Here is a 14,262-nt window from a genome sequence, read left to right as displayed (position 1 = left end):
TTCAGCGGGCGTCGGCCCGGGCCCGCTTGGCCAGGGGATGGCGGGCGGCGATCCGGCGGACGAGGCCGCCGGGCAGATATTTCAGCAGGCCGGCGGCAAACCGGTTCACCGTGCCGTTGACCAGCACCGGCCCCCGCCCGGCCATGACCGCCGCGACCGCTTCCTCGGCCACCGCCTCCGCCGCCTGCCATTGCCAGCCGGGGATGGTGTCGGTCGCCTGGGTCATGTCGGCGGCGGCGTGGAATTCGGTGCGGGTGAACCCCGGGCAGGTAGCGAGGACATGGACGCCCCGCCCCTCCACCTCGGCTGCCAGGAACTCGGAAAAGCGCAGCACGAAGGCCTTGGCCGCGGCATAAAGGGTCGCCCCCGGCACCGCGGGCGCGAAGGCGGCCAGCGAGGCGACGTTGACGATCCGGCCATAGCCGCGTTCCAGCATGCCGGGCAGCAGGCGGTGGGTCAGTTCCGCGACCGCGGTGACCAGGACCTGGAGAAAGTCGCGCTGCGCCTCCCAGGGCGTGCGGGCATAGGTTTCGGCAATGCCGTAGCCGGCATTATTGACCAGGACATCGATCGCCAGGCCCCGCTCCGCGAGCGCCCGGACCAGGGCGTCCGGCGCCGCCGGATCCGCCAGATCGGCCGCGATCACGGCGACCGCGATGCCATGGTCCCGGCGCAATACCTCCGCCAGGGCCGCCAGCCGGTCCTCGCGCCGCGCGGTCAGCACCAGGTCGAAGCCCCGGGCGGCCAGCGCGCGGGCGAAAGCCACGCCCAGGCCCGCCGATGCCCCGGTGACCAGGGCCGTGCGCCCCGCCCCTTCCGCTTTGGCCATGCTTTCCCCCGTAGACACAAAAAGGGCGGCGCCGGCCCCCGGCCGCGCCGCCCCCTTCAATAGCAGATCAGAGGATCTCGAACAGGCCCGCCGCGCCCATGCCGCCGCCGACGCACATGGTGACGACACCGTATTTGGCGCCGCGGCGCTTGCCTTCGATCAGCAGGTGGCCGGTCATGCGCGCCCCCGACATGCCATAGGGGTGGCCGATCGAGATCGCGCCGCCAGAGACGTTCAGCTTGTCCGCGGGGATGCCCAGCCGGTCGCGGCAATAGACGACCTGGACGGCGAAGGCTTCGTTCAGTTCCCAAAGGTCGATATCGTCGACCTTCAGGCCGTGACGGGCCAGCAGCTTCGGCACGGCGAAGACCGGGCCGATGCCCATCTCGTCCGGCTCGCAGCCGGCGACGGCAAAGCCGCGGAACACGCCGAGCGGGTTCAGGCCCTTCTTCTCGGCCAGCTTGGCGTCCATCAGCACCGCGGCCGAGGCACCGTCCGAGAGCTGGCTGGCATTGCCGGCGGTGACCACGCCGCCCTTCACCGGCTGCAGCTTCTGCAAGCCTTCGAGGGTGGTTTCCGGGCGGTTGCCCTCGTCCTTCTTCAGTTCGGTCTCGACGTCGGAAATCTGGCCGGTCGCCTTGTCCATCACCTTCATGACGGTCTTCAGCGGCACGATCTCGGCATCGAAGGCGCCGGCGGCCTGGGCGGCGGCGGTGCGCTGCTGGCTGGACAGGGCGTATTCGTCCTGGATGTCGCGCGGGACATTGTAACGCTCGCCCACCAGATCGGCGGTATCGAGCATCGGCATCCACAGCGACGGCTTGTGCTCCATCAGCCATTCCTCGGTGAAATGGTTGACGTTGAGGTTGTTCTGCACCAGCGAGATGGACTCAAGCCCGCCGCCCACCATGACATCGGCATTGCCGGTCATGATCTGCTGCGCGGCCAGCGCGATGGCGTTCAGGCCCGACGAACAGAAACGGTTCAGCGTGGCGCCCGAGACGGTGACCGGCAGGCCGGCGCGGATCGCGGCGTTGCGGGCGACATTGTGGCCGGCCGCGCCTTCCGGCAGGCCGACGCCGAGGTAGACGTCGTCGATCTCGGCCCCGTCGATCCCGGCGCGGGCCACCGCGTGCTGGATGGCATGGCCGCCCAGGGTCGCGCCATGGGTGTTGTTGAAGGCACCGCGGAACGCCTTGGCGATCGGGGTGCGGGCGGTCGAAACGATGACGGCTTCTCTCATGGCTCTCCTCGCGGGGTCTGGACCTTTGCGGGTCTCTGGATGCGCGGGGCCTTGATAGCGCGCTCCAAATTCGTCCGAAACATGTTTTTTACAACGTGAACCGCAATATTATTGCAGCGCACGCGCAATCTTCGTTGCTTTCGGACCGCCCGCCCGGCTCATGCGGCAATGCAAAATTGCCTATTCCCAAAGGCCGGCGCTCGTGATTAAGAAAAATGAACAACCTGTCATCTATCAGCCGAGGTGTTCATGGCCGTTCCCCAACCCGCCGCCGCCTTTCCCGGCTTCCTCGGCCTCATCGGTCCGGTGCGCACGGAAAAGCCCGACGGCTCGCACTGGGTCTTTTCCTTCACCGTGGGCGACCAGCATCTCAATCCGGGCGGGGTGTGCCACGGCGGCATGCTGATGAGCTTCGCCGACCATGTGCTCGGCACCGTGGTGTGGGAGGCGATCGGCTACAAGCCCTGTTCGACCATCACCCTGAACTGCGATTTCGCCACCGCCGCCAAGCCCGGCGACCAGGTCGAGGGCGAGGCGACGATCACCCGCATCACCAAATCCCTCGTCTTCGTCCGCGGGCAATTGACCGTCCGGGGCCATGTCGTCCTGCAGGCGAACGGCATCTGGAAGGTGCTGGGGGCATGAGCGCGGACAGCGAAATCCCCGAGGGGTGGGCCCCCATCGTCACCCACGACCCGTTCGAGAAGGATGTCTTCGGCGAGCGCGGCCCGGGCAGCGAGGGCGGCACCATCACCTTCGCCTTCTACGACCGGACCGAGGACGGCCGCCGCATCTTCGCTTTCCGCCCGGAATTGCGCCATGCCAATGGGTTGGGCATCGTCCATGGCGGCGCGATCATGACCTTTTTCGATGCCTCCCTCGGCTCCGCCGCCTGGGACGCGGTCGAGCGCAGCCCGGCGGTCACCCTGACCCTGACCTCGGAATTCCTCTCGCCGGCGCGGCCGGGCGACCTGCTGATCTGCCGCCCGACCGTGACGCGGAAGGCCCGCTCCGTCCTCTTCGTCCGGGGCGAGATCACCATCGGCACGCGGCTGGTCGCCACCGCCAATTCGGTGTGGAAGGTGCTGGGCGCCTGAACCCCGTCAGTGGGGCCGGTGCAGGCGCCGCTTCATCCGCCGCATGCCGAGATAGACCGCGCCGAGCACCAGGGGCAGCACCAGGGTGACCACGATGGTGCCATGGGGCAGGCCGGGCACGATTTCCTCCAGCCCCTTGAAGAAATAGGACACCAGCCCGATCAGGTAATAGCTGATGACGACGACCGACAGGCCCTCGACCGTTTCCTGCAAGCGCAGTTGAAGGCCCGCGCGCTGCTCCATCGAGCGCAGCAGGGACTGGTTCTGGGCCTGGAGCGCGATCTCGACCCGGGCGCGCAGGATCTGGCTGGAGCGGGCGACGCGTTCCGACAGGCTGTCCTGGCGGGCGGCGGCGGACTGGCAGGTGCGCATGGCCGGGGTCAGGCGCCGGTTCATGAAATAGCCGACGGTCTCGAAGCCGCCGATCGGGGTTTCCCTGTTCTCGGCCAGGCGGTCCTCGACCAGGGCGTGATAGGCGGCGGCGGCGCTGAAGCGCCAGGCGCTTTCGGCGACCAGATTCTCGACCTCCGCCGCGATGGCGCCGAGGTCGGCCAGCAGGGCGGCATCATCCGCCCCCTCGCCCCGCCCGGGCACGAAGGCGGCGCTCAGTTCGGCCAGCCGGCGGTCCAGCGCCGTGGCGCGCTGGCCGCCCCGCTGCGCCAAAGGCAGGGCCAGCAGGGCCAGCATGCGATAGGTCTCGATATCGAGGAAGCGCTGCACCACATTGCCGATGGTGCGCGGCGTCAGGTCGTCGCGGACGCCGAGGACGAGGCGCACCTCGCCGTCCGGCCCCAGGCGGAAGTCCGACCAGATCTCGGCCCGGCCGTTGCCGAGGTTGGAGGCGACCAGGGTCCCCGGATCGAAATAGCCCAGCGCCGCCGCCTCCGCCGCCGTGGTGCCGGGATGGACGTCGATCTCGACGACGGCGATATTCTGCCCGGGCGCCGCGGCGATCAGGCTGCGCACCGTGTCGGGCACGCCCTCGCCCTCGAGGCCGGGCATGACCACGGTCCAGCCGCAGCATTCGGTATAGCGTTCCCACTTCACCGTGACGCCATCGACGGTAAAGCGGAACTGGCGCTGGCCGGCGCGCGGCGGCTCCAGCCCCAGGCGTTCGCACAGGCCGGTCAGATAGCCGGCATCCGCCGCCGGATCGACCCCGGACAGGCGCGCGACATGAAGGACGCGGGCCGGCGCCGCCACCGGCTGCGTGGGCCTTGCGTGCAGTTCGTCGGCCAGGCGCTGGCGCAGGGGGTGCACGGCGCCGAGGGCGGCGCTCATGCCCCGGTCCCTTCGGCATCGACGGCCGTGACCTCGGCGCCGGCGGTCAGCAGCTTGCTGACCGGGCAATGGTCGGCGATCTCGATCAGGCGGGCGCGCTGGCCGGCGTCGAGGGCACCGCTGAGCGTGATCCGGCGGATGAAACGGTCGCGCAGCGGCTTGCCCTCGGCCGTCACCACCTTCATCTGCCGGACGACCACCGAGACATCGTCGAGCGGCCAGTTCTTCCGCGCCGCATACATACGGATGGTCATGGTGGTGCAGGCGCCGAGGCCGGCCATCACCAGTTCGAAGGGATCGGGCCCGGTATCGAGGCCGCCCATGGCCTCGTGCTCGTCCGCGCCGAAGACATGGCGGCCGACGGTGACCACCTGGCCGAACCGGCCGTTGCCGCTTTCACGGACCGTCACTTCATGGCGTTGCTGCTCGCTCATCCGTCCCCCCGGTGGTCGGCCTGTGCCGATCCTTGGCATTTTGCCGCGCCCGCGCCTATTGGCGAGAGGGATGAGATGCGACCCTTTAGCCGAACGCCCGGCTCTTGACGATCGCCTGCACCGCAAGGCCCGGGTAGAGGCCGAGGTCGGCGACCGCGCCCCGGGTCAGGCGGGCGATCAGCTGCCCCCGGCCGCAGGCCAGCTGGACGTCGATGCCGCCCGGCCCCTCGGCAAGCGCCGCGACCCGGGCCGGCAGGATATTGCGGGCGCTCAGCCCCTTCGGCACCTCGGTCGCGATCAGCACGTCCCGCGCATGCAGCCAGAGCCGGCGCCGGCTGCCGACGGCGGCATCGAGGCGCGGCACGGTCAGGTGTCCGATCGGGCCTTCCAGCAGGCTGGTGCCGTCGTCGTCGTCATGGCCAAGCACGGTGAAGCCCATCACCGCGCCGGCGTCCTGGCGGGCGGCCAGCACGGGCACGTCGACCCGGCCCATCAGATCCTCGACCGCGCCCGCCGCCCGCACCTGCCCGCCGTCGAGGACGACGAGATGGCTGGCCAGTTCCACCACTTCGTCCAGCCGGTGGCTGACATGGACGATGGGCACCAGGGCTTCCTCGGCCAGCCGGTGCAGGAAGGGCAGGACTTCGTGGCGGCGGCCGTCGTCCAGCGCCGACAGGGGCTCGTCCATCAGCAGCAGCCGCGGCGCCGAGAGCAGGGCGCGGCCGATGGCGACCCGCTGCTTCTCCCCGCCCGACAGCAGCCGCGGCCGCCGCTGGAGCAGCGGCGCGATGCCGAGCAGCCCGACCACCGTGTCGAGGGCCAGGGCCGGGGCGCCGCGCGGGGCGAAGAAGCGGCCGTAGAGCAGGTTCTGCCGCACGGTCATATGGGGGAACAGCCGGCCTTCCTGAAAGACATAGCCGATGCGCCGCCGGTGCGGCCGGACGTCGATCCGCCGTTCGGTATCGAGCAGGACCGTGCCGTCGACGGCGATCCGCCCCCGGGCCGGGCGCAGCAATCCGGCGATGGCATTGACCACCGTCGACTTGCCGGCGCCCGAGGGGCCGAACAGGCTGGTCACCCGGCCCTCGGCGCGGAACGCGACCTCGAGGGTGAAATCGCCGGCACGGTGCAGCAGATCGAGGTCGAGGCTCATTCGATGCGCTTCCCGATCCGCCGGGCCAGCCATTCCGAGACGATCAGCGCCGCCATCGAAATGGCGACCGAAATCCCGACGAGGCGGAACGCGGCGGCATCCGCCCCCGGCACCTGCACCAGGGTGTAGATCGCGGTCGGCAGGGTCTGGGTCTCGCCCGGGATATTGGAGACGAAGGTGATGGTGGCGCCGAATTCACCCATGGCCCGGGCGAAGGCGAGAATGAGCCCGGCCAGGATGCCCGGCAGGATCATGGGCAGGGTCACGGTCAGGAACACCCAGGCGGGCGAGGCGCCGAGGGTTGCCGCCGCCGCCTCCAGCCGGGTGTCGACCGCATCGAACGACAGGCGGATGGCGCGCACCAGCAGGGGAAAGCCCATGACCGCCGCCGCCAGCGCCGCCCCGGTCCAGCGGAAGGCGATGACGATGCCGAAATGTTCCGCCAGGAAGGCGCCGATCGGCCCCCGCCGCCCGAACAGCACCAGCAGGATGAAGCCGGTCACCACCGGCGGCAGGGTCAGCGGCAGGTAGACCAGGGCATCGAGCACGGCGATGCCCCGGAACCGGCCGCGCGACAGGACATAGGCCGTGATGACGGCGACCGGCAGGCTGGCCGCCACCGCCCAGAAGGAGACTTTGAACGAAAGCAGGATCGCCGTCGTCTCTTCCGGGCTCAGGTCGAACATCAAGGATTACTTCGGCACCGTGAAGCCCGCGGCCTCGAAAGTGGCGGTCGCCGCCGGCGCCTGCAGGTAGGCGATGAAGCCGGCCGCATCGGCATTGGTCGAGGCGGCGACCCGCGCCACCGGATAGACGATCGCGGGATAGGATGCGGCCGGGAAGGTGGCCACCACCTTGACCGAGGGATCGGCCGCCGCATCGGTCGCATAGACGATGCCGAGCGGCGCTTCCCCGCGCGAGACCAGGGCCAGCGCGGCGCGGACGCTTTCACCCTGCGCGAGCTTGTCCTTCACGCTGTCGAACAGCTTCAGGCTTTCGAGGGCGGTCTTGCCATAAGTGCCGGCGGGGACCGAGGTCACCTCGCCGATCGCCAGCCGGCCGTCGCCGAGCAGGCCGGCGAGATCGAAGCCCTCGGCCAGCGGCACGGTCGTGGTCGCCGAATCCTTGGGCGCGATCAGGACGAGGGTGTTGCCCAGCAGGGCTTTTTCCGTCGCCTTGTCGGTCAGGCCCTTGTCCGAGAGATAGCTCATCCACTTCAGGTCGGCGGAGATGAAGACATCGGCGGGCGCCGCCGCCTCGATCTGCTTGGCGAGCGGGCCGGAAGCGGCAAACGACAGGGTCACCGTCTTGCCGGTTTCCGCCTTGTAGCTTTCCGCCACCTTGCCGAGCGATTCCTTGAGGCTGGCCGCGGCGAAGACGAGCACCGGCTTGTCTTCGGCCTTGGCCTTGTGAACCATGGGCAGGGACAGCACCGCCGCGGCGGCAAGACTGAGGAGAAGACGCCTGGTCAAGGTCATAGTTATATCCTCCCGAATATAGCGATCGACAGAGTGGCGGCTTTGCCCGCCGATGGCAAGACCCCCACCGGGGCGGAGATTCATATGGCTCTTGCATTAATTGCCGGCGCCGGCGTCGTCGGCCTCGCCGCCGGGCGGGCGCTCGCGCTTGCCGGGCACGAAGTGGTGATCGCCGAAGCGGCCGCCGCCGTCGGCACCGGCATTTCCGCCCGCAACAGCGAGGTGATTCACGCCGGCCTCTATTACCCGACCGGCAGCCTGCGCCACCGCCATTGCGTCGGCGGGCGGCGGCTGCTCTATGCCTATGCCCGCGACCATGGCATCGCCCACGCCCGGCCCGGCAAGCTGGTGGTGGCGACCACGGCGGCCGAGACCGGCCGAATCGAGGCGATCCACGCCCTGGGCCTTGCCAATGGGGTCGAGACCCTGCGCCTGCTGTCGGCGGCCGAGGCCCGGGCGCTGGAACCGGCGCTGGCCTGCACCGCCGCCCTGCACAGCCCGGAGACCGGCATCATCGACGCCCACGGCCTGATGCTGGCGCTTCTGGGCGAGATCGAGGACCACGGCGGCGCCATCGCCCTCGACACCCCGGTGCTGCGCCTTGAATACCGGGAACGCCGCTGGCAGGTCGGGTTCGGGGGCGCCGACGCGGGCACGATCGAGGCCGATCTGGTCGTCAATGCCGCCGGCCTCGGCGCCCAGGCCCTGGCCCGGAACATTGCCGGCCTCGATCCGGCGCTGGTGCCGCCCCTCGTCCTGGCCAAGGGCAATTATTTCTCCTACCAGGGCCGGCCGGCCTTCCGGCACCTGATCTATCCGGCGCCGGTCGACGGCGGCCTCGGCGTCCATGTCACCCTGGATCTTGCGGGCCGCATGCGCTTCGGCCCCGATGTCGAATGGCCGGCGGCCGAGGATTACACCGTCGACCCCGCCCGGATGGCCGGTTTCGAGGCCGGGATCCGGCGCTATTGGCCGGGCCTGCCGGCCGGCCGCCTCGCCCCCGATTACGCCGGCATCCGGCCGAAGCTGACCGGCCCCGGCGCGGCACCGGCGGATTTCCTGGTGCAGGGCCCGGCGGACCACGGCCTGCCCGGCCTGGTCAATCTGTTCGGGATCGAAAGCCCGGGCCTGACCGCCTGCCTGTCGCTGGGGGCCGCGGTCGCCGAAGCGCTGAAGGGATAGGCGTCAGCCGCCGCCGTCGTCGTCGGCGGCGCCGCGGCGACGGTGCTGGACCAGGGCGATATCGTCCAATTCGTCCTGTTCCGCCTTGTCGAGGGCGGCCTTCCGCTGCCGGGCCTTCATCTCGGCGGCGATCTCGAATTTCTTCACGTCCTGGAAGGCGACGGCGACCGCATTGGCCGCGGCCTCGATCTTGGGCGCCAGTTCGTCGATGGTGCGCAGCATGGTCTGGCGCCTTTGCCGCGCGCCTTCGAGATAGGCGGCGAACTGGCCGATCAGTTCGGGCTGGTCCGCCGCGGCCTGGCGCTCGCGCTCGATCTCGCCGTCGAGCAGCAGGATCTTGCGGTCCATCTCCGCCCGCATCTGTTCCAGTTCCGCCAGCATGCGGCGCTTCTCGTCGAGCTGGCGCTGGTGCAGGCGGATCAGGGTGGGCAGGCCGCGCTTGCTTGCCATGCGCCTAGTCCATCACTGGCGCCAGGACGGCGGCCAGTTCGGCATAGCCCTGTTCCAGGGTCGACGGCTCCTTCTTCGCCTGGCCGAGGAAATCCTCCAGCGGCTGGCGCAGGTCGATTGCCGTGTCGACCTCCTCGTTCGAGCCGCGGCGATAGGCGCCGAGGCGAATCATCTCGGCCATGTCCTCATAGGCCGACATATAGCGCCGGGCGGTCCGGACCAGCCGGTTCTGCTCGGGCGTGTTGCAGCCCGGCATGGTCCGGCTGACCGAGCGCAGGATGTTGATCGCCGGGAAGCGGCCGCGTTCCGCGATCGTCCGCTCCAGCACGATATGGCCGTCGAGAATGCCGCGCACCGCGTCCGCCACCGGCTCGTTGTGGTCGTCGCCCTCGACCAGGACGGTGAACAGCCCGGTGATCGAGCCCCGCCCGGTGCCCGGCCCCGCCCGTTCGAGAAGTTTCGGCAATTCGGCGAAGACCGTCGGCGTATAGCCCTTGGAGGTCGGCGGCTCCCCGCCCGAGAGGCCGATCTCGCGCTGGGCCATGGCGAAGCGGGTGACCGAATCCATCAGGCAGAGCACGTCCTTGCCCTGGTCGCGGAAATATTCGGCCACGGTCAGGGTCATATGCGCCGCCTGGCGCCGCATCAGGGCGCTTTCGTCCGAGGTGGCGACGACGACGACGGAACGGGCCAGGCCATCCGGCCCGAGGTCGTCCTCAATGAATTCCCGCGCCTCGCGCCCGCGCTCGCCGACCAGGCCGATGACGATGACATCGGCGCCCGAATAGCGCGCCAGCATCGACAGCAGCGACGACTTGCCGACGCCCGAGCCGGCGAAAATGCCCATGCGCTGGCCGCGGCAGCACGACAGGAAGGTGTTCATGGCGCGCACGCCCAGCTCGATCTTGTCGCCCACGCGGTTGCGCTGGTGGGCCGGCGGCGGCTGGCGCTTCAGGGGATAGGCTTCGGCGCCCCGGGGCAATTCGCCGCCGTCGTCGACCGGCCGGCCCAGGGAATCGATCACCCGGCCCAGCCATTGGTCGGAGGGATAGACGGCGGCGGTGCCGTCCTCGATGATCACCCGCGCCCCCATGCCGACCGCATCCATCGGCCCGAACGGCATGGCCAGCGCCCGGTTCTCGGAAAAGCCGACCACTTCCGCCAGGGTTTCGCGGCCGTCGCGCCCGACGAGGCGCATGCGCGAGCCGACCCCGACCTTGCCCTTCACCCCCGCCACCTCGACCACGAGGCCCTGCACGGCCACCACCCGGGCGAACCTCGTGGCCGTCGGCATGCCGGCGATTTCGGCGATCAGGGCCTGCAAGGGCGCGCTCTCCCCAGGATGACGAATGATGGCGGGCATGATGCGCCGGGGAAACTTAACCGTCGGTAAAGGCCGAAAGCCCGGCGCGGCGGGTTCCGGTTGCATTGGACGTTCGTTAAGGGCACATTAACCTTTATGAACGAAGGCCGTCGCGAGGCGAAGCGGCAGGGGGTGCCAATGCGCGTGCTTCTGATCGAGGACGATCCGCAACTGTCGAAGAGCATCGAGCTGATGCTGGGGTCGGACGGACTGAACGTCTATGCCACCGACCTCGGCGAGGAAGGGCTCGACCTCGGCAAGCTCTATGACTATGACATCATCCTTCTCGACCTGAACCTGCCGGACATGAGCGGGTTCGACGTCCTGAAGAAGCTGCGCGCCGCCCGGGTGAATACGCCGATCCTGATCCTGACCGGCATCAGCGGCATCGATTCCAAGGTGAAGGGCCTCGGCTTCGGCGCCGACGACTATGTGACCAAGCCCTTCCACAAGGAGGAGCTGATCGCCCGCATCCATGCCATCGTCCGCCGCTCCAAGGGCCATTCCCAGTCGCAGATCGTGACCGGCCGCATGTCCGTGAACCTCGACGCCAAGACCGTCGAGGTCGACGGTAAGCCGGTGCATCTGACCGGCAAGGAATACGGCATGCTGGAACTGCTGTCGCTGCGCAAGGGCACGACCCTGACCAAGGAAATGTTCCTGAACCACCTCTATGGCGGCATGGACGAGCCGGAACTGAAGATCATCGACGTCTTCATCTGCAAGCTGCGCAAGAAGCTGACCACGGCGACCGGCGGCGAGAATTACATCGAGACCGTCTGGGGCCGGGGTTACGTCCTGCGCGAGCAGGCGGAAGCGGAACCGGCCGAGGGCGGCAAGGCCCGCACCGCCTGATCGCGGGGGGCTGAGCGCGGGGGGCGGGCCGGCCCTATTCGGCCGCCTGCCGGTGTCTCGCCTCCCGGTATTTGGAGGCGTCGGTGGTATATTCCGCGTGGCCGTAGTCGACCAGCAGGCGGTCCAGCTTGCGGATCAGCCGGCGGTCGGCCCAGCCGGCCAGGCCCGGCGTGCGCAGCGCCAGCTTGTAGAATTTCTGGCGCCCGTAGATGAAGAGGCCAAGGGCGACGAAGACCGCATGGTCGTAGGGCCGCAGCGCCACCCCCATCAAGGCCGCCTTGCCCGTGGTATCGCCCCGCAGGAACGAGCGGTTGAAGAAGACGCGGGCGAAACTCCGTTCCAGGGCATTGAAGATCCGGCTCTTCAGCGAGCGGTCGGCCGGGAAATAGGCCGCCATCGTAGCCCTGACCAGGGCGCCGCAGGTCGCATCGTCGTAACCGTCGCGCAGCGTGCCGCTATAGACGGTCATGGCGTCATAGATGCCCTGGGGCGTCGTCGGCAGCAGGTCTTCCGGCAGGCCGAGCAGCCAGCAGCGATAGCGGTTGAACTCGACGAAGGCGCGTTCCCCCGGGGTGAAACTCAGGCGCCCCTGGGCCAGCATCTTGAAGGCGAGCAGGAAGACGCCGATCGTCCCCGCCGGCATCTGGTCGACCTGGGGCACCGGAATGCCGTAGACCGAGACATCCCAGGTCTTTCCGCCGCGCAGCACGTTGAAGCGGACCATGGAATGCATCAGGCGCACCATGGCCGCCGCCTTGAAGCCGGCGCCGAACCGGCCGAGCGCGCCCGGCAGCGCCGTCGTCGTGAAGAAACTGGCGGTTTCCTTGATCCGGCGCACCGCCGTCTCGTGGGATAGGGTGCCGGTCAGCGCCATGGGCAGGGCCGAATATTTGTTCAGGAAGGTGGCGACGAAGGCGCCGCGCACCACGAAGGGGGCCAGATTGGCCGAGGCATTGCGGCTGAAGCGGGCGCCCGCTTCGATCAGGCTCATGTCGATCCAGTCGGGCGTCGCCTCCATGGCGCGGATGAAGGCGACCAGTTCCGGCGGCGCCTCCGCCACCTGCTCGACGCCCTTGTCGCAGGCCTCGGTCAGCATGCCGACAAGGCGGCGGAAACCATATTCCGGCATCAGGGCGGCATAGGCATCGGCGACATTGTCGCCCAGCATCGTATAGGCGCGGGCGCGGGCCACCGTCCCGGGATCGGCCAGCAGGCGGCGCCGATGCGCCTCGCCGGTCTCGCCGCGGACCGTGCTCCTGATTTCCGGCGCGCCGGCGAAACGTTCCGGCGCAAGCGAGAAATCGACCTTGCCGTACATGGCCGGCAGGCGCGCCGCCTGCGCCGCCACCCGGGCCTCCAGATCCGCCAGGCTTTCCATCATCCCCCCCGGAAACTTACATTTAATAAGTTATATTTTGTAAGTTAATCTCGGCCCGTGACCGACGCAAGCAGAAATCCGATCGCCGCCCGGCCCGCGCCGCGCCGGCGCATGAGCGTGGACGAACGGCGCGACCAGATCCTGGACGCCGTCCGCGACCTCGTGGATGCCGAGGGTTTCCATGCCGTGGCCATGGACCGCATCGCCCAGGCCTGCGGCATCACCCGCACCCTGATCTATCAGCAGTTCGGCAATCTGCCGGGCCTGCTGCTGGCCATGGTCGACCGGGAATTCGGCCGCGCCGCCGCCGCTTTCCAGCGGGCGGAACGGCGACCGCCCGCCCCCGGCCAGTCGCGCTTCGCGGCCGGGGTCGCCGGCGTCCTCGAAGCGGTCGATGCCGATCCCGCCACCTGGCGCATGCTGCTGATGCCGAGCCAGGGCGGCCCGCCCGAGCTTTACGAGCGGCTGGAACAGGCGCGCAGCCTGACCCGCGCCCATATGAACGAAGCCCTGCTCGCCGCCGATCCCGCCCTCTCCAGCCTGACCAACCCGGACCGGGCGCTGGCTATCGCCATGCTGCACACCATGTCCCAGGAACTGGTCCGGCTGCGCCTGCGCGATCCCGCCGCCTATACCGCCGAGCGCCTGCTGGCCCAGGCGGAATGGATGAACAAGGCGATGTTCGGGCGAAAGCCGGGCACGCCGGCGCCCTGATTCCCCAAACCGCCGCGTGCCTTGCGGCAAACCGGTTTCCACTTTGCCGGAAACCGCGCTAGTCTCCGCTCAGAAGCTGCTTTCAGAAGTCATCTTGTCCACGACCGCATCGCCCCGCAGCGCCCCGCCGGCGCCGTCCCGTTCCCGCCCGCGCCGTTCCGCGACGCGCAGCGAGGAATTGCGCCTCGTCATCGCCGACGAGATCGTGCAGGGCCGCCTGACCCCCGGCACCCCGCTCGAAGAGGTCGAGATCGCCAAGCGTTTCGGCGTTTCCCGCACCCCGGTGCGCGAGGCGATCCGCGAGCTTGCCGCCTCCGGCCTGGTCGAGGCCCGGCCGCATCGGAGCGCGCTGGTGGCGCTGCCCTCGCTGGACCGGCTGCGCGGCATGTTCGAGGTCATGGCGGAACTGGAGGCGATCTGCGCCGGCCTCGCCGCCCTGAACATGACCAGCGCCGAGCGCCTGAACCTCGAAAAACTGCACGGGCAGCTGGGCGAACTGGTGCGCCAGGGCGATCCCCAGCGTTACCACGAGCAGAACGAATATTTCCACAGCGCCATCTATCACGGCAGCCACAACGACTATCTGGCCGAGATCACCCTGGCGACGCGGGCGCGCCTGTCGCCCTTCCGCCGGGCGCAGTTCCGCACCCTCGGCCGCCTCGCCCTGTCCCATGCCGAGCACGACCGGGTGGTCACCGCCATCGTCCGCGGCGACAAGGCGGGCGCGGAAGGCGCCATGCGCGGCCATATCACCGTGGTCGAAGCGACCTACGAGCGCTACAGCGCCCTGGCCGGCGCCTGATGG

16 protein-coding genes are annotated in these 14,262 nt (G+C 69.3%); 6 read left to right on the top strand and 10 right to left on the bottom strand.

What is annotated here, in order from left to right; translation table 11 throughout:
• Position 1 precedes the first annotated feature (1 nt).
• Both DKG75_RS18920 and DKG75_RS18915 read right to left on the bottom strand, forming a co-directional pair.
• Positions 2 to 829: an SDR family NAD(P)-dependent oxidoreductase gene (locus tag DKG75_RS18920; RefSeq protein WP_109922723.1), complete on the bottom strand. Its 828-nt coding sequence runs from the start codon at positions 827 to 829 to the stop codon at positions 2 to 4.
• 67 nt (positions 830 to 896) lie between these two features.
• The gene (locus DKG75_RS18915; protein ID WP_109922722.1) at positions 897 to 2,072 is read right to left on the bottom strand and encodes an acetyl-CoA C-acyltransferase; all 1,176 of its coding nucleotides are present in this window, start codon (positions 2,070 to 2,072) and stop codon (positions 897 to 899) included.
• Between the two features lie 249 nt (positions 2,073 to 2,321).
• Between DKG75_RS18915 and DKG75_RS18910 the strand changes: the two genes are divergently transcribed.
• Positions 2,322 to 2,717: a PaaI family thioesterase gene (locus DKG75_RS18910; RefSeq protein WP_109922721.1), complete on the top strand. Its 396-nt coding sequence runs from the start codon at positions 2,322 to 2,324 to the stop codon at positions 2,715 to 2,717.
• Positions 2,714 to 3,169 carry a PaaI family thioesterase gene (locus tag DKG75_RS18905; RefSeq protein ID WP_109922720.1) on the top strand — a complete coding sequence of 152 codons (456 nt, stop codon included), beginning with the start codon at positions 2,714 to 2,716 and terminating at the stop codon, positions 3,167 to 3,169. Before DKG75_RS18910 ends, DKG75_RS18905 begins: the two co-directional genes overlap by 4 nt.
• A 6-nt stretch (positions 3,170 to 3,175) precedes the next feature.
• Here DKG75_RS18905 and DKG75_RS18900 read toward each other — a convergent pair whose 3' ends face one another.
• From DKG75_RS18900 to modA, 5 genes are all read right to left on the bottom strand, one after another.
• Positions 3,176 to 4,450: a DUF3422 family protein gene (locus tag DKG75_RS18900; RefSeq protein ID WP_109922719.1), complete on the bottom strand. Its 1,275-nt coding sequence runs from the start codon at positions 4,448 to 4,450 to the stop codon at positions 3,176 to 3,178.
• A complete protein-coding gene (locus DKG75_RS18895) occupies positions 4,447 to 4,884 on the bottom strand; it encodes an OsmC family protein (RefSeq protein ID WP_166646271.1) in 438 nt (145 codons plus the stop codon). The genes DKG75_RS18900 and DKG75_RS18895 overlap by 4 nt, the downstream gene beginning before the upstream one ends.
• An 85-nt stretch (positions 4,885 to 4,969) precedes the next feature.
• Positions 4,970 to 6,037, bottom strand: coding sequence for a molybdenum ABC transporter ATP-binding protein (modC, locus tag DKG75_RS18890; RefSeq protein WP_109922717.1), 1,068 nt, complete (start codon positions 6,035 to 6,037; stop codon positions 4,970 to 4,972).
• Positions 6,034 to 6,723 carry a molybdate ABC transporter permease subunit gene (gene modB, locus DKG75_RS18885; protein WP_109922716.1) on the bottom strand — a complete coding sequence of 230 codons (690 nt, stop codon included), beginning with the start codon at positions 6,721 to 6,723 and terminating at the stop codon, positions 6,034 to 6,036. Before modB ends, modC begins: the two co-directional genes overlap by 4 nt.
• A gap of 6 nt (positions 6,724 to 6,729) precedes the next feature.
• Entirely contained in the window at positions 6,730 to 7,515 is a 786-nt protein-coding gene (gene modA, locus DKG75_RS18880) for a molybdate ABC transporter substrate-binding protein (protein ID WP_109922715.1), read from the bottom strand.
• 84 nt (positions 7,516 to 7,599) lie between these two features.
• Between modA and DKG75_RS18875 the strand changes: the two genes are divergently transcribed.
• Entirely contained in the window at positions 7,600 to 8,697 is a 1,098-nt protein-coding gene (locus DKG75_RS18875) for an NAD(P)/FAD-dependent oxidoreductase (protein WP_109922714.1), read from the top strand.
• Between the two features lie 3 nt (positions 8,698 to 8,700).
• On the opposite strand, the gene DKG75_RS18870 is transcribed toward DKG75_RS18875, so the two are convergent.
• Together DKG75_RS18870 and fliI are read right to left on the bottom strand one after the other, a co-directional pair.
• On the bottom strand, positions 8,701 to 9,147 hold the full coding sequence (locus tag DKG75_RS18870) for a flagellar export protein FliJ (RefSeq protein ID WP_109922713.1): 447 nt from the start codon (positions 9,145 to 9,147) through the stop codon (positions 8,701 to 8,703).
• A 4-nt stretch (positions 9,148 to 9,151) separates the two neighbouring features.
• Positions 9,152 to 10,510, bottom strand: a complete 1,359-nt coding sequence (fliI, locus tag DKG75_RS18865; RefSeq protein WP_109922712.1) for a flagellar protein export ATPase FliI — start codon at positions 10,508 to 10,510, stop codon at positions 9,152 to 9,154.
• Between the two features lie 138 nt (positions 10,511 to 10,648).
• Between fliI and ctrA the strand changes: the two genes are divergently transcribed.
• The gene (gene ctrA, locus DKG75_RS18860) at positions 10,649 to 11,365 is read left to right on the top strand and encodes a response regulator transcription factor CtrA (RefSeq protein WP_109922711.1); all 717 of its coding nucleotides are present in this window, start codon (positions 10,649 to 10,651) and stop codon (positions 11,363 to 11,365) included.
• A 34-nt stretch (positions 11,366 to 11,399) separates the two neighbouring features.
• Here ctrA and DKG75_RS18855 read toward each other — a convergent pair whose 3' ends face one another.
• Positions 11,400 to 12,746: an oxygenase MpaB family protein gene (locus tag DKG75_RS18855; RefSeq protein ID WP_109922710.1), complete on the bottom strand. Its 1,347-nt coding sequence runs from the start codon at positions 12,744 to 12,746 to the stop codon at positions 11,400 to 11,402.
• Positions 12,747 to 12,800: 54 nt separating this feature from the next.
• Between DKG75_RS18855 and DKG75_RS18850 the strand changes: the two genes are divergently transcribed.
• Both DKG75_RS18850 and DKG75_RS18845 read left to right on the top strand, forming a co-directional pair.
• Positions 12,801 to 13,457, top strand: a complete 657-nt coding sequence (locus DKG75_RS18850) for a TetR/AcrR family transcriptional regulator (RefSeq protein ID WP_208111890.1) — start codon at positions 12,801 to 12,803, stop codon at positions 13,455 to 13,457.
• A gap of 94 nt (positions 13,458 to 13,551) precedes the next feature.
• Entirely contained in the window at positions 13,552 to 14,259 is a 708-nt protein-coding gene (locus DKG75_RS18845) for a GntR family transcriptional regulator (protein ID WP_208111889.1), read from the top strand.
• Positions 14,260 to 14,262 lie beyond the last annotated feature (3 nt).

Source organism: Zavarzinia compransoris, from assembly GCF_003173055.1.
GTDB lineage: Bacteria > Pseudomonadota > Alphaproteobacteria > Zavarziniales > Zavarziniaceae > Zavarzinia > Zavarzinia compransoris.
This window is presented reverse-complemented; position numbering and strand designations above follow the sequence as displayed.

What these genes read in the sequence shown, in the direction of transcription:
- DKG75_RS18920 (WP_109922723.1), bottom strand. Translation starts at nt 829, where the DNA reads ATGGCCAAAGCGGAAGGGGCGGGGCGCACGGCCCTGGTCACCGGGGCA.
- DKG75_RS18915 (WP_109922722.1), bottom strand. Translation starts at nt 2,072, where the DNA reads ATGAGAGAAGCCGTCATCGTTTCGACCGCCCGCACCCCGATCGCCAAG.
- DKG75_RS18910 (WP_109922721.1), top strand. Translation starts at nt 2,322, where the DNA reads ATGGCCGTTCCCCAACCCGCCGCCGCCTTTCCCGGCTTCCTCGGCCTC.
- DKG75_RS18905 (WP_109922720.1), top strand. Translation starts at nt 2,714, where the DNA reads ATGAGCGCGGACAGCGAAATCCCCGAGGGGTGGGCCCCCATCGTCACC.
- DKG75_RS18900 (WP_109922719.1), bottom strand. Translation starts at nt 4,450, where the DNA reads ATGAGCGCCGCCCTCGGCGCCGTGCACCCCCTGCGCCAGCGCCTGGCC.
- DKG75_RS18895 (WP_166646271.1), bottom strand. Translation starts at nt 4,884, where the DNA reads ATGAGCGAGCAGCAACGCCATGAAGTGACGGTCCGTGAAAGCGGCAAC.
- modC (WP_109922717.1), bottom strand. Translation starts at nt 6,037, where the DNA reads ATGAGCCTCGACCTCGATCTGCTGCACCGTGCCGGCGATTTCACCCTC.
- modB (WP_109922716.1), bottom strand. Translation starts at nt 6,723, where the DNA reads ATGTTCGACCTGAGCCCGGAAGAGACGACGGCGATCCTGCTTTCGTTC.
- modA (WP_109922715.1), bottom strand. Translation starts at nt 7,515, where the DNA reads ATGACCTTGACCAGGCGTCTTCTCCTCAGTCTTGCCGCCGCGGCGGTG.
- DKG75_RS18875 (WP_109922714.1), top strand. Translation starts at nt 7,600, where the DNA reads ATGGCTCTTGCATTAATTGCCGGCGCCGGCGTCGTCGGCCTCGCCGCC.
- DKG75_RS18870 (WP_109922713.1), bottom strand. Translation starts at nt 9,147, where the DNA reads ATGGCAAGCAAGCGCGGCCTGCCCACCCTGATCCGCCTGCACCAGCGC.
- fliI (WP_109922712.1), bottom strand. Translation starts at nt 10,510, where the DNA reads ATGCCCGCCATCATTCGTCATCCTGGGGAGAGCGCGCCCTTGCAGGCC.
- ctrA (WP_109922711.1), top strand. Translation starts at nt 10,649, where the DNA reads ATGCGCGTGCTTCTGATCGAGGACGATCCGCAACTGTCGAAGAGCATC.
- DKG75_RS18855 (WP_109922710.1), bottom strand. Translation starts at nt 12,746, where the DNA reads ATGATGGAAAGCCTGGCGGATCTGGAGGCCCGGGTGGCGGCGCAGGCG.